The 13,557-nt window shown below is 58.6% G+C and carries 12 protein-coding genes and 1 tRNA gene; 4 read left to right on the forward strand and 9 right to left on the reverse strand.

Annotation, left to right across the window (positions count from 1 at the left end; translation table 11 throughout):
* Positions 1–69: 69 nt before the first annotated feature.
* Complete coding sequence (locus tag Q9R34_RS09675) at positions 70–1,068, forward strand: aldo/keto reductase (RefSeq protein WP_485893298.1); 999 nt, start codon at positions 70–72, stop codon at positions 1,066–1,068.
* Between the two features lie 58 nt (positions 1,069–1,126).
* Here Q9R34_RS09675 and ilvC read toward each other — a convergent pair whose 3' ends face one another.
* A complete protein-coding gene (gene ilvC, locus Q9R34_RS09680) occupies positions 1,127–2,602 on the reverse strand; it encodes a ketol-acid reductoisomerase (RefSeq protein WP_434124694.1) in 1,476 nt (491 codons plus the stop codon).
* A 162-nt stretch (positions 2,603–2,764) separates the two neighbouring features.
* Between ilvC and ilvY the strand changes: the two genes are divergently transcribed.
* Positions 2,765–3,646: an HTH-type transcriptional activator IlvY gene (gene ilvY, locus Q9R34_RS09685; protein ID WP_485893300.1), complete on the forward strand. Its 882-nt coding sequence runs from the start codon at positions 2,765–2,767 to the stop codon at positions 3,644–3,646.
* Here the strand turns inward: ilvY and ilvA are convergent, their stop codons facing one another.
* The 6 genes from ilvA to ilvL all read right to left on the reverse strand — a co-directional run bounded on the left by ilvA (position 3,647) and on the right by ilvL (position 10,205).
* Positions 3,647–5,194 (reverse strand): threonine ammonia-lyase, biosynthetic, encoded by a 1,548-nt coding sequence (ilvA, locus tag Q9R34_RS09690; protein WP_434124693.1) that lies wholly within the window; start codon positions 5,192–5,194, stop codon positions 3,647–3,649.
* A gap of 3 nt (positions 5,195–5,197) precedes the next feature.
* A complete protein-coding gene (gene ilvD / locus Q9R34_RS09695) occupies positions 5,198–7,048 on the reverse strand; it encodes a dihydroxy-acid dehydratase (protein WP_434124692.1) in 1,851 nt (616 codons plus the stop codon).
* Between the two features lie 60 nt (positions 7,049–7,108).
* Positions 7,109–8,038, reverse strand: coding sequence for a branched-chain amino acid transaminase (locus tag Q9R34_RS09700; RefSeq protein WP_033753504.1), 930 nt, complete (start codon positions 8,036–8,038; stop codon positions 7,109–7,111).
* A 12-nt stretch (positions 8,039–8,050) separates the two neighbouring features.
* Entirely contained in the window at positions 8,051–8,314 is a 264-nt protein-coding gene (ilvM, locus tag Q9R34_RS09705) for an acetolactate synthase 2 small subunit (RefSeq protein ID WP_033753506.1), read from the reverse strand.
* The gene (gene ilvG, locus Q9R34_RS09710) at positions 8,311–9,957 is read right to left on the reverse strand and encodes an acetolactate synthase 2 catalytic subunit (RefSeq protein WP_485893304.1); all 1,647 of its coding nucleotides are present in this window, start codon (positions 9,955–9,957) and stop codon (positions 8,311–8,313) included. Before ilvG ends, ilvM begins: the two co-directional genes overlap by 4 nt.
* 149 nt (positions 9,958–10,106) lie before the next feature.
* Positions 10,107–10,205: an ilv operon leader peptide gene (gene ilvL, locus Q9R34_RS09715; RefSeq protein WP_084882286.1), complete on the reverse strand. Its 99-nt coding sequence runs from the start codon at positions 10,203–10,205 to the stop codon at positions 10,107–10,109.
* Between the two features lie 329 nt (positions 10,206–10,534).
* Between ilvL and Q9R34_RS09720 the strand changes: the two genes are divergently transcribed.
* On the forward strand, positions 10,535–12,055 hold the full coding sequence (locus Q9R34_RS09720; RefSeq protein WP_485893306.1) for a YifB family Mg chelatase-like AAA ATPase: 1,521 nt from the start codon (positions 10,535–10,537) through the stop codon (positions 12,053–12,055).
* A 27-nt stretch (positions 12,056–12,082) separates the two neighbouring features.
* On the opposite strand, the gene Q9R34_RS09725 is transcribed toward Q9R34_RS09720, so the two are convergent.
* The gene (locus tag Q9R34_RS09725) at positions 12,083–12,421 is read right to left on the reverse strand and encodes a MaoP family protein (protein WP_103796201.1); all 339 of its coding nucleotides are present in this window, start codon (positions 12,419–12,421) and stop codon (positions 12,083–12,085) included.
* 121 nt (positions 12,422–12,542) lie between these two features.
* On the opposite strand from Q9R34_RS09725, the gene hdfR reads away from it, so the two are divergent.
* The gene (gene hdfR / locus Q9R34_RS09730; protein ID WP_485893309.1) at positions 12,543–13,367 is read left to right on the forward strand and encodes an HTH-type transcriptional regulator HdfR; all 825 of its coding nucleotides are present in this window, start codon (positions 12,543–12,545) and stop codon (positions 13,365–13,367) included.
* A gap of 108 nt (positions 13,368–13,475) precedes the next feature.
* Here the strand turns inward: hdfR and Q9R34_RS09735 are convergent.
* A tRNA-Trp gene (locus tag Q9R34_RS09735) sits at positions 13,476–13,551 on the reverse strand.
* Positions 13,552–13,557: the final 6 nt, after the last annotated feature.

The following is a 13,557-nucleotide window of genomic DNA, read 5'->3' on the forward strand; positions in this document are numbered from 1 at the left end:
ATCACAAAAACGGCAATTCCCTGCTGCCCCGCCCGGTGAAAGAATCAGACCCGGACAACAGGAGGCATGATGAAAACCCGTTACTTAGCAAAAAACTTCGAGGTCAGCGCCATCGGCTATGGCGCGATGGGCCTCAGCGAATTCTACGGCGCGGCGGATGATGCGCAGTCGCTGCGTGTTTTACACAAACTCATCGAGCTGGACCAGACCTTTATCGATACGGCGGATCAGTACGGCCGCGGTCACAATGAAACGCTTATCGGACAGTTTCTGGCCGGGCTGGATAACGCCACACGCGGCAAAATGAAAGTCGCGACCAAGTGCGGCATCGAGCGCGCGGCCGACGAAGCTTACAGCCGCACTATCAACAACCGGCCGGACTATATTACCCGCTGCTGCCACGACTCCCTTAAGCGGCTTGGCGTCGAGCGCATCGACCTTTTCTACCTTCATCGCGTCAGCCAGGCGACGCCGATTGAAGAGAGCATGGCGTGCCTGAGCCGCCTGGTGAAAGAGGGAAAGATAAACCATATCGGGCTGTGCGAAGTCTCTGCCGCAACCCTGCGCCGCGCGCACGCCGTTCATCCCGTCGCCGCCCTGCAGACGGAATATTCGCTGTGGACGCGCGACATCGAGGAGGCGATCCTGCCGACGGTTAAGGCGCTGGATATCGGGCTTGTCGCCTACTCGCCGCTGGGGCGCGGTTTTCTGACCGGCAAATACCTCCGCAACAGCGACTTCGCCGAAGGCGACTTCCGTAAAAACAACGGGCGCTTTCAGCAGGAGAGCCTCGATCATAATGCCGCGCTGCTGAACGCAGTGCGGCCGCTGGCGGAGAAGTACCGCTGCACGTCAGGCCAGATAGCGCTCGCCTGGCTGCTGGCGCAGTACGCTAAGCTGGTGCCGATTCCCGGCACCAAACAGATCGGCTACCTGGTGGAAAATGCGCAGGCGGCAGAGATAGCGCTGGAAGAAGCGGACGTGGCGCTGCTCAACACGCTTCACCAGCGCGTTCAGGTACAGGGCGCGCGCTATACCGAGGAAGGCATGAAGGGGGTAAATGCCTGATGTGAAAAACCCCGGCAGGCCGGGGTTTTTTAGTGCTGAATAAAGTGGCGCGCCTGGCTTAGCTGGCGACGGCGATACGCTTCATATCGGTCATATAGCCGCGCAGTTTACGGCCAACCGCTTCGATCGGATGCTGGCGAATCGCTTCGTTGACGTCGCGCAGCTGCGCGTTATCTACCTGCGTGCCTTCGATCGCTTTACCCAGGTCGCCCGGCTGCAGCGTGGTCATAAACTCTTTCAGCAGCGGCACCGCGGCGAAGGAGAAAAGATAGTTGCCGTACTCTGCAGTGTCGGAGATGACCACGTTCATTTCATACAGACGCTTACGCGCGATGGTATTGGCGATCAGCGGCAGCTCGTGCAGCGATTCATAATAGGCGGACTCTTCGATAATACCCGCGTCGACCATGGTTTCGAACGCCAGCTCAACGCCCGCTTTCACCATCGCCACCATCAGAACGCCTTTGTCGTAGTACTCCTGCTCGTCGATTTTGCCGTCAAACTGCGGCGCGGTCTCAAACGCGGTTTTGCCGGTCTCTTCGCGCCAGGTCAGCAGGTTTTTATCGTCGTTGGCCCAGTCAGCCATCATGCCGGATGAGAATTCGCCGGAGATGATATCGTCCATGTGCTTCTGGAACAGCGGCGCCATGATCGCTTTCAGCTGCTCTGACAGCGCATAAGCACGCAGTTTCGCCGGGTTAGAGAGGCGATCCATCATCAGGGTGATGCCGCCGAACTTCAGGGATTCGGTGATGGTTTCCCAGCCGAACTGGATCAGTTTTTCGGTGTAGGCCGCATCATGACCTTCCGCCACCAGCTTGTCGAAGCAGAGCAGTGAGCCCGCCTGCAGCATGCCGCACAGAATGGTCTGCTCGCCCATCAGGTCGGACTTCACTTCCGCAACGAAAGAGGATTCCAGCACGCCTGCGCGGTCGCCGCCGGTGGCCGCGGCCCAGGCTTTGGCGATCGCCATGCCTTCGCCTTTCGGATCGTTTTCCGGATGCACCGCGATCAGCGTTGGCACGCCGAAACCGCGCTTGTACTCTTCGCGCACTTCGGTGCCCGGGCATTTCGGCGCCACCATTACCACGGTGATGTCTTTACGGATGGTTTCGCCCACTTCAACGATATTGAAGCCGTGCGAGTAGCCGAGCGCCGCGCCGTCTTTCATCAGCGGCTGTACCGCCTGCACCACCGCAGAGTGCTGTTTGTCCGGCGTCAGGTTAACCACCAGGTCGGCCTGCGGAATCAGCTCTTCATAGGTGCCGACTTTGAAGCCGTTTTCGGTAGCCTTGCGCCAGGAGGCGCGCTTCTCGGCGATCGCTTCGGCGCGCAGCGCATAGGAGACATCCAGACCGGAATCACGCATGTTCAGGCCCTGGTTAAGGCCCTGCGCGCCACAGCCCACGATGACCACTTTCTTCCCTTTCAGGAAGCTGGCGCCGTCGGCGAATTCATCGCGCGCCATAAAGCGACATTTGCCTAACTGCGCTAACTGGTTGCGCAGATTCAGTGTGTTGAAGTAGTTAGCCATGGGGCACTCCGGTCAGATGTTGTGTTTGTTTTTGTCCTGTAACGGCGTAACAAGCAGCGCCGCGAATGACCCCATCATATGACAGGAAATCCGTTGCTTAAATTGATATATTAGCAAGGTTACATTGCAATATTTGCAACACTACTTTCGAGGTTAAGGCGTATGGATTTACGAGATCTGAAGCTGTTTCTTCATCTGGCTGAAAGCTGCCACTTCGGCCGCACCGCGCGCGCCATGCATGTCAGCCCCTCAACGCTCTCGCGCCAGATCCAGCGCCTTGAAGAGGATGTGGGGCACGCGCTGTTTCTGCGTGATAACCGCACCGTTGCCCTGACGGAGGCGGGCGAACGCCTGCGCCAGTTCGCGCAGCAGACGCTGCTGCAGTATCAGCAGCTGCGCCACGTGATGGATCTTAACGGTCCGTCGCTGAGCGGCGAGCTACGCCTGTTCTGCTCGGTGACCGCCGCCTATAGTCATTTGCCGCCGATTCTGGATCGCTTCCGCGCCGAGCATCCGCAGGTAGAGATCAAGCTGACCACCGGCGATGCCGCCGACGCCATTGAGATGGTACAGTCCGGCGAGGCGGATCTGGCCATCGCCGGGCGCCCCGAGTCGCTGCCTGCCAGCATCGACTTTACGCCGCTGGGACTCATTCCGCTGGTGCTGATCGCGCCGGCGCTGCCCTGTCCGGTGCGCAGCCAGGCGACGCAGCCGTCGCCCGACTGGGCGCAGATTCCGTTTATCCTGCCCGATCAGGGCCCGGCGCGGCGCGGCATCGATCTCTGGTTTCGACGTCGTCGTATCCCCAATCCGCAGATTTACGCCACGGTTTCCGGCCATGAGGCGATTGTATCGATGGTGGCGCTCGGCTGCGGCATCGCGCTTTTGCCGGACGTGGTGCTGGAGAACAGCCCGGAGCCGGTGCGCAATCGCGTGCTGACGCTGGCGAACGTGGAGTCGGTGGCGCCGCTGGAGCTGGGCGTCTGCGTACAAAAAAAGCGGCTCGGGGAGCCGCTGATTCACGCCTTCTGGCACCTGCTGTAGCTACTGCCCGGCGAGGAAGAAGCGGAACGCCGGGTTGTTGGCTTCATCGTGGAAGTCGTAACCCAGTTCGGTGAGATGCGACTCAAAGCGCGGCTCATTGTCGCCGATTTCAAAAGCCGCCAGCACGCGGCCATAATCGGTGCCGTGGCTGCGGTAGTGGAACAGTGAAATGTTCCAGTGGGTGCCGAGCGTTTGCAGAAACTTCAGCAGCGCCCCTGGCGCTTCGGGGAATTCGAAGCTGAACAGGCGCTCGCGCAGCGGCTTCGACGGGCGTCCGCCGACCATATAGCGCACGTGCAGCTTCGCCATCTCGTCGTCGGAGAGATCCACCACCTGATAGCCGCCCTGCGTAAGCTGGCTGATAATCTCGCCGCGCTCCTCCAGCCCGCGCGTCAGGCGCACGCCGACGAAAATGCAGGCGTTATCCGCATCGGCGTAGCGATAGTTGAATTCGGTCACCGCGCGTCCACCCAGCGTCTGGCAGAACTTCAGGAAGCTGCCCTGCTGCTCCGGAATGGTCACCGCCAGCAACGCTTCGCGCTGCTCGCCCAGTTCGCAGCGCTCAGAGACGTAGCGCAGGCCGTGGAAGTTGACGTTGGCGCCGGAAAGAATATGCGCCAGCCGCTCGCCTTTGATGTCGTGCTGCTGGATATATTTCTTCATGCCCGCCAGCGCCAGCGCGCCTGACGGCTCCGCTATGGCGCGCACATCTTCAAACAGATCTTTCATCGCCGCGCAGATGGCGTCGCTGTCGACGGTAATGATGTCGTCGAGATACTCCTGGCACAGGCGGAAGGTTTCGCTGCCGATGCGCTTCACCGCCACGCCTTCGGCAAACAGCCCTACGCGCGGCAGATCCACCGGCTCGCCCGCGTCGAGCGCCGCCTTCAGGCAGGCGGAGTCTTCCGACTCCACCGCGATCACCTTGATTTGCGGCATCAGCTGTTTGATCAGCACCGCCACGCCCGCCGCGAGGCCGCCGCCGCCGACTGGCACGAAGACGCGATCGAGATGCGCGTCCTGCTGCAGCAGCTCCATCGCCAGCGTGCCCTGACCGGCGATCACCGCGGGATGATCAAACGGCGGCACGAAGGTGTAGCCCTGCTGTTCCGCCAGCTCAATCGCTTTGGCTTTCGCCTCGTCGAAGTTAGCGCCGTGGAGATAAGCCTCACCGCCAAATGCGCGCACCGCATCTACCTTGATGTCCGCCGTGGTCACCGGCATCACAATCAGCGATTTGATGCCGAGCCGGCTGGCGGAGAGCGCCACGCCCTGCGCGTGGTTGCCGGCCGACGCCGTTACCACGCCGCGCGCTTTCTGCTCTTCGTCTAGTCCGGCGATCATCGCGTAGGCGCCGCGCAGCTTGAAGCTGTGCACCGGCTGCCGATCCTCGCGCTTCACCAGGATGGTGTTGCCGAGACGCGATGAAATTTTTTCCATTTTTTGCAGCGGCGTCACCTGTGCGACTTCATACACGGGCGAGCGCAGCACGGCGCGCAGATATTCTGCTCCGCAGGGCGACGCAGGTAGCGGTTGAGCCTCAGCCATCGGTTAGCCTCCCAGCTTGCTCTTGTCGCGCACCGCGCCTTTGTCGGCGCTGGTGGCGAGCGATGCGTAGGCGCGCAGCGCGAAAGAGACCTGACGCACGCGGTCGTGCGGCGTGTAGGCCGCGTCACCGCGCGCCTCTTCCTCTTCGCGACGCGCATGCAGTTCGTTGTCCGGCACCGCCAGCTTGATGCCGCGGTTCGGGATATCGATCTCGATGATGTCACCATCTTTCACCAGCGCGATGGTGCCGCCGTTGGCCGCTTCCGGCGAGGCGTGGCCGATCGACAGACCGGAGGTGCCGCCGGAGAAGCGGCCGTCGGTGATCAGCGCGCAGCTTTTGCCGAGGCCCATCGATTTCAGATAGGTGGTCGGATAGAGCATCTCCTGCATGCCCGGTCCGCCTTTCGGCCCTTCGTAACGGATAACGACCACGTCGCCCGCCACCACTTTGCCGCCGAGGATCGCCTCGACCGCGTCATCCTGGCTTTCGTAGACTTTCGCCGGGCCTTTAAAGGTCAGGATCTCTTTATCTACGCCGGCCGTTTTAACAATACAGCCATCTTCGGCGAGGTTGCCGTAGAGCACCGCCAGACCGCCATCCTGCGAGTAGGCGTGCTCACGGGTGCGGATACATCCCTCGGCGCGGTCGTCGTCCAGCGTATCCCAGCGGCAATCCTGCGAAAAAGCCTGGGTGGTGCGGATGCCCGCAGGACCAGCGCGGAACATATCCTTCACTGCCTGGTCTTTGGTCAGCATGATGTCGTACTGATCCAGCGTCTCACGCATCGTCTGCTGCAGGATATTACGGACGCTGGTATCGATCAGTCCGGCGCGATCCAGCTCGCCGAGAATGCCGATAACGCCGCCTGCGCGGTGCACGTCTTCCATATGATATTTCGGGGTGCTCGGCGCTACTTTGCAGAGCTGAGGCACCTTGCGCGACAGGCGGTCGATATCAGAGATATTGAAGTCGATTTCGCCCTCTTGCGCGGCGGCCAGCAGGTGCAGCACGGTGTTGGTGGAGCCGCCCATGGCGATATCCAGCGTCATGGCGTTCTCAAAGGCCGCTTTGGTGGCGATGTTACGCGGCAGCATGTTCTCGTCATCCTGCTCGTAATAGCGTTTGGTCAGGCTCACGATGCGCTTGCCCGCATTGATAAACAGCGCTTTGCGGTCGGCGTGGGTCGCCAGCAGCGAGCCGTTGCCCGGCTGCGACAGGCCCAGTGCTTCGGTCAGGCAGTTCATAGAGTTGGCGGTGAACATGCCGGAACAGGAGCCGCAGGTCGGACAGGCGGAGCGTTCGATCTGCTCGCTGTCAGCATCGCTCACGTTCGGGTTGGCACCCTGAATCATCGCGTCGACCAGGTCAAGCTTGATGATCTTATCGGAGAGCTTGGTTTTCCCCGCTTCCATCGGCCCGCCGGAAACGAAGATCACCGGAATATTGAGGCGCAGCGACGCCATCAGCATTCCCGGTGTGATTTTGTCGCAGTTGGAGATGCAGACCATAGCATCGGCGCAGTGCGCGTTAACCATATATTCCACCGAATCGGCGATCAGCTCGCGCGACGGCAGCGAATAGAGCATGCCGCCATGGCCCATGGCGATACCGTCATCCACCGCAATGGTGTTGAACTCTTTCGCTACGCCGCCCGCCGCTTCGATCTGCTCGGCGACCAGCTTGCCGAGATCGCGCAGGTGAACGTGGCCCGGCACAAATTGGGTGAATGAGTTGACCACGGCGATAATCGGTTTGCCGAAATCGGCGTCGGTCATTCCTGTGGCGCGCCACAGGGCACGGGCACCCGCCATGTTGCGGCCATGTGTGGTGGTGGCGGAACGGTACTTAGGCATGCTCTGTTTACTCCAGTCTGTAAATGACGCGGGCACAACGGCGCCCGCGCGACTCTCTTGTTATGGGTTAACCTGATCCAGCCAGCCATATTTATCTTCGGTTTCGCCAGTGAACAGGCCGAAGAAAGCTTTCTGGATTTTTTCGGTTACCGGGCCGCGTTTGCCTTCGCCGACCTGAATGCCGTCAACGCTACGTACCGGCGTGATTTCTGCGGCGGTGCCGGACATGAAGATTTCGTCAGCCAGATAGAGCGATTCACGCGACAGCACCTGCTCGCGTACTTCAATGCCCATATCCTGCGCCAGCTTGATGATGGCGTCGCGGGTAATGCCCGGCAGTGCGGAAGAGGTAAACGGCGGGGTAAACAGAATGCCGTCTTTTACTTCGAACAGGTTTTCGCCTGCGCCTTCAGAGATATAGCCGTTGGTGTCCAGCGCGATGCCTTCCTGATAGCCGTGACGACGCGCTTCGCTGCCCACCAGCAGAGAGGAGAGATAGTTGCCGCCCGCTTTCGCGGCGGTCGGCAGGGTGTTTGGCGCCACGCGGTTCCATGAAGAAACCATCGCGTTGATGCCGTTTTCCAGCGCTTCTGCACCCAGATATGCGCCCCACGGGAAGGCGGCGATGATGACGTCGGTGGTATAGCCGTCCGGTGGGTTCACGCCCAAACCGACATCGCCGACAAAGGCCAGCGGACGAATGTAGGCGCTTTTCAGGTTATTGTCGCGCAGCACTTTACGCGTCGCTTCCATCAGCTCTTCTACGCTGTATTTCAGCGGGAAACGATAAATCTTCGCCGAGTCGTGCAGACGCTGCATGTGTTCACGGTGACGGAACACCACCGGACCTTTGTGCGAGTCGTAGCAGCGCACGCCCTCAAACACAGAAGTGCCATAGTGCAGCGCGTGAGACATGACGCTGACTTTGGCGTCTTCCCACTTGACCATCTCCCCGTTGAACCAAATAAAGTCAGCTTTCTTCGTGCTCATTCTTATTTCCTTTCACGACCAGGCGTGGATTTGTTGTGATGTTTGTTGCTGGATTTCGACATTAGCGACATCCATTAATTTGCTTAACTGTGAAGACAGTAAATCGACTGAACGCTGGCTGGCAACGGTCATTTCGATATTAATGTTCTCGCTGTTGGCCGCCGCGCCCATGTTCATGGCGCAGACCTGGAAACCGCGATGGCGGACGACGCGTAAAATGCGTTCCAATATTTCAGGGCGAAAGCGAGCTTCGATAGACAATTGGTGCTGGTTCATACGGTTTTCTCCATCATGTTTGCGTTGCTGGCGCCAGGCGGCACCAGTGGCCAGACGTTTTCATGCTCATCAATCGCAACATGCAGGAAGTAAGCACCTTCGCTGTTCAGCAGAGCATCAAGGGCGGCGTCGACCTCGTCTTTACGGCTAATACGCTGGCCTGGGATATCAAAGGCGCTGGCCAGCGTCAGAAAATCGGGGTTGTCGGTCAGAATGGTTTCGCTGTAACGACCGTCAAAAAAGAGTTGCTGCCACTGGCGGACCATACCGAGACGCTGGTTATCGAGCAGCAGGATTTTCACCGGCAATTTTTTACGTTTGATGGTGCCCAGCTCCTGGATATTCATCATGATCGAGCCGTCGCCCGATACGCAGATCACGGTATCGTCGGGACGGGCGACCTGCGCGCCGACTGCAGCCGGCAGGCCGAAGCCCATGGTGCCCAGGCCGCTGGAGGTGATGAAATTTTCCGGCGCGTTGAAGTTCATATGCTGCGCGGTCCACATCTGGTGCTGGCCGACGTCGGTGGTGACGACGGCGCTGGCGGGTTTGCGATCGGAAAGCTGTTTCAGCAGCAGCGGCGCGTAGATCGCTTCGCCGGGATGATCGTAGCGCCAGCTGAATTCCGCTTTCATCGCCTTCACCTCTTCGCGCCAGCCGGCGATCTGCATCGGCATGCTCAGCGCGGGCAGGATCTGATTCATGTCGCCCTGCAGCGAAACGTGCGCGCGGCGCAGTTTATTCAGTTCGGCCGGATCGATATCGATGTGAATGACGCTGGCGTGCGGCGCGAAAGTGTCGAGCTTGCCGGTGACGCGATCGTCGAAGCGCGCGCCGACGGCAATCAGCAAATCGCAGGACTGAACCGCCAGGTTCGCGGCTTTGGTGCCGTGCATGCCCAGCATGCCGAGATAAACCTCGCTTTCGCTATCGGCGCTGCCGAGACCTTTCAGCGTGGCAACCATGGGAATGCCGGTCTCTTGCGCCATGGCGCGCAGCGCAGGCACCGCCTGCGCCATACCGACGCCGCCGCCGATATAGAGCATCGGCTTATGGGACTGCGCCATCAGCGCGCGCGCCGCTTCGATATGCTGCGGTGAATGGGCGAACGTCTCTTCGACCGGCAGCAGATGCGGAGTCAGCTCGCCGCTGGCGATTTGAATATCTTTAGGGATATCGACCAGCACCGGTCCAGGACGGCCTGACTGGGCGATAGCGAAGGCTTCCGCCATGACGGAAGGCAGCTCATCCAGCGACTCAACCAAAAAGCTGTGTTTGGTGCAGGCCAGCGACAGGCCCAGCACGTCGATCTCCTGAAAGGCGTCGGTGCCGATAAACGCCGACGAAACCTGACCGGTGATCGCCACTACCGGCACCGAGTCCATCATCGCATCGGCCAGGCCGGTAATTAAGTTTGTCGCACCAGGGCCCGAGGTCGCAATGCAGACGCCAGTTTTTCCGGTCGCGCGGGCATAGCCGATCGCCGCGACCACTGCGCCTTGTTCATGACGACACAGTAGGTGTTCCACGCCGCCATCGTAGAGTGCATCGTACACTGGCATGATGGCGCCGCCAGGATAACCAAATACGGTATCGACACCCTGCGCGCGTAAAACCTGAACTACCCACTGTGCACCTGTCATGGTTATTCTCCTGTATCCTTAGGGGAACAACAGAATTTTATGCTACTGCTCATTGTTTGCTCCTCGGTAATCCGCTGATATTTGCTCTGGTCGAAAAAAAACCCCCGGACCTTTCGGTGCGGGGGTTTTTCGAATTCCAGGCTTGATTTTTAAGCCTTTCTTTCTCCAGGCGTAGCCCCGCACGGTGGGTTAATAATCACCACCACGCTAATCACGACTAGGCTAATCACTTGTAGAAGGGCTTTCATCTGTTGTCTGTTTTTTCGTTTGTTCGAAGTAATACCTACAGAGTTATCACAGTTGGCGGTGCGATGACAACTTTTTCCATCTATTTTTTTTATGACCCTGGCATCGATAATCAGATATCAGACTGTAAATAAACGCTTATTTCATTCGTGACAAATATTCATCACGTCCGTGACGCAATAATTAAGCCCGCACTTTGTTAAGCAGATCCAGAAAAAATGTTTTCAGGTGCATCTCTCGCCGCTTTGCTGCGGACTCTGCCGAAAGATGGATTCCTGGCTCTCGCTGTCGCCTTTCGACCTCGCCATAATCGCCCCGTTAAGGAGCGGTTATGACATTGTCCAGAGTTCTTACCCGAGCGGCGATAGGCGTAGAAGCACCGCTGGTCACCATAGAAGCGCATATCAGCAGTGGCCTGCCCGCCCTGACGCTGGTCGGTTTGCCTGAAACCACGGTGAAAGAGGCGCGCGAACGGGTGCGCAGCGCCATTATTAATAGCGGCTTCAGCTTTCCGGCAAAACGCATCACCATCAATCTGGCGCCTGCCGACCTGCCTAAAGAGGGCGGACGTTACGATCTGCCGATGGCGCTCGCGATTCTCGTCGCGTCTGAACAGCTTCCTGAGGCGAAACTGGCGCAGCATGAGTTCGTGGGCGAGCTTGCGCTCAACGGCGCGCTCTGCGGCGTTCAGGGGGCGATTCCGGCCGCAATGGCGGCGATGCGGGCCGAACGGCAGCTGATCCTCTCTTCGGAGAATCAGCAGGATGTTGGCCTGATTCAGCATGGCGATACGCTGGTCGCCGCCCATCTGCTGGAAGTCTGCGCCTGGCTGCAAAATCAGGGCGAGCTTGCGCGCGCCCATTATCAGCAGGATCGGTCTGAAGAATCGACGGAAGACCTGAGCGATATCATTGGTCAGGAACAGGGACGTCGGGCGCTGGAGATTACCGCAGCGGGCGGTCATAACCTGCTGCTGATTGGCCCTCCCGGCACAGGCAAGACCATGCTGGCTACGCGTCTGCCCGGCATTATGCCGCCCCTCAGCGACGCAGAAGCGCTGGAGTGCGCCGCTATCGCCAGCCTGGTAGATAAGGTCCGCCTGCAAAAAGCCTGGCGTAAGCGCCCTTTTCGCTCGCCTCATCATAGCGCGTCGCTTTATGCGCTTATCGGCGGCGGGTCGCTGCCCCGGCCTGGAGAGATTTCGCTGGCGCATAACGGCGTGCTGTTTCTGGATGAGCTGCCGGAATTTGACCGGCGCGTGCTGGATGCGCTGCGAGAGCCTATCGAGTCCGGCGAAATCGCCATTTCCCGCGCCCGCGCGAAAGTGACCTATCCGGCGCGCTTTCAGCTGATTGCCGCCATGAACCCAAGCCCGACTGGTCACTATCAGGGGCAGCATAACCGCTGCTCGCCGCAGCAGGTGCTGCGTTATCTGAGCAAACTCTCCGGGCCTTTTCTCGATCGCTTCGACCTGTCGATTGAGGTGCCATTGCTGCCGAGCGGGATGCTGAGCCAGCGTCCCGAGGCGGGCGAGAGTTCAGCCAGCGTCGGTGAGCGGGTGATGAAGGCGCGTGCGCTGCAAATGGCGCGTGCCGGCAAGATTAATGCGCATATGAGTAACGTTGATATCAAGATGTGGTGCGATATTGCCAGAGAGGATGCGGAGTGGCTGGAAGAGGTGCTGAATCAGCTAGGCTTATCAGTGCGGGCATGGCAGCGCATTTTAAAGGTGTCGCGGACGATTGCCGATCTGGCGGGTGAAGAGAGAATTTTACGGAGACATCTGCAGGAGGCGGTCGCTTATCGCAGCATCGATCGGTTAATGATTCATCTGCACCGCAGCCTGGAATAAAAAATGGGGCAGCTTGCCCCATTTTGTTTAGTCATCGCTGTCGCTGTAGTCTTCGACCGTATCCATTTGCGGCTTGCCACCTGAGAGCGTATGAAAACGTTTCGGGCGCTTAATGCGGGCGGTATATTTAGACCATACGCGCTCAGCTTCAGTTTGCGGCTCACGCAGACCACGACATACTTCTAAGAAAAGACGCTCTTCTTCCGTAGTCGGCTCACGCTTTGCTAAATCGAGTTCATTAAAAGCGAAACCATGACGTTCCAGCAATTGGGCTTCTTTAATGGTGAAATCACCATGCCGCGAGAAACCGCGCGGATAATGTTTGTTATCAAAGAAACGATTTGTGGTTGAGAAGCTTTCCGCCATCTTACACGCTCCTGATTCTCTTATGGCCGAGCTATTAATGGCGCGGAGTATTAGATAGGCTTGACAGAGTGTAAAACAAAACATTTAAATCTATACGACAAACATTTTTTGGGAGAAGGCTGTGGATACGGAATTACTGAAAACTTTCCTGGAAGTGAGCAGAACTCGCCATTTTGGACGGGCTGCAGAAGCACTTTACCTCACACAGTCCGCCGTCAGCTTTCGCATCCGTCAGCTGGAAAATCAGCTGGGCGTTAACCTTTTTACTCGCCATCGCAATAACATACGGCTGACATCGGCGGGAGAACGTCTTTTGCCCTATGCGGAAAGCCTGATGAGCACATGGATGATGGCGAAAAAGGAGGTTTCGCATACGCAGCAGCACCACGAGCTGTCAATAGGGGCCAGCGCGTCGCTCTGGGAGGCCTACCTGACGCCGTGGCTGCAAACCCTGTATGAGAACCGGGAGAGCCTGCATCTTGAAGCGCGGGTGGCGCAGAGGCATCTTCTGGTTAAGCAGCTTCATGAGCGCCAGCTGGATCTGCTGATCACGACCGAAGCGCCGAAGATGGATGAGCTGACCAGCCAGCAGATCGGCCATATCTCGCTGGCACTATTTCGGGCGCGTAAAACAGAGAAGCGAGAGAGATACGACTACATCAAGCTGGAATGGGGCGCGGACTTTCATCAGCATGAGAGCTATTTGTCAGGCGGCGATGATGTTCCGGTGTTAACTACCACTTCAGCGCACGTAACGCGAGAGCTGCTTTATACCACAGGCGCCTGCGCGTTTTTGCCAGACTACTGGCATAGCCTGTATAGCGACCTTGTGGTGATCCCTGATACGCCGGTGGCGGTGCGTCCTTTATATGCGGTGTGGCTGCAGAACAGCGATCAGCAGGCACATATTCGACAGCTGCTCAAGTTTCCGGTACTGGCGCGCTGATATTGCAGGCTTAAACGGTGAAGAGGCTGACGCTGTCGGCCTTTTTTGATCTTTTTGCCAAATAGAAAGCAAAAAAAATCCTTTGCCGAAGCAAAGGATTCTTTTTTCTGGCAGGGGCGGAGGGACTCGAACCCCCAACACCCGGTTTTGGAGACCGGTGCTCTACCAATTGAACTACGCCCCTAAAGAG

This window comes from Enterobacter sp. BRE11 (assembly GCF_031844285.1).
GTDB lineage: Bacteria > Pseudomonadota > Gammaproteobacteria > Enterobacterales > Enterobacteriaceae > Pantoea.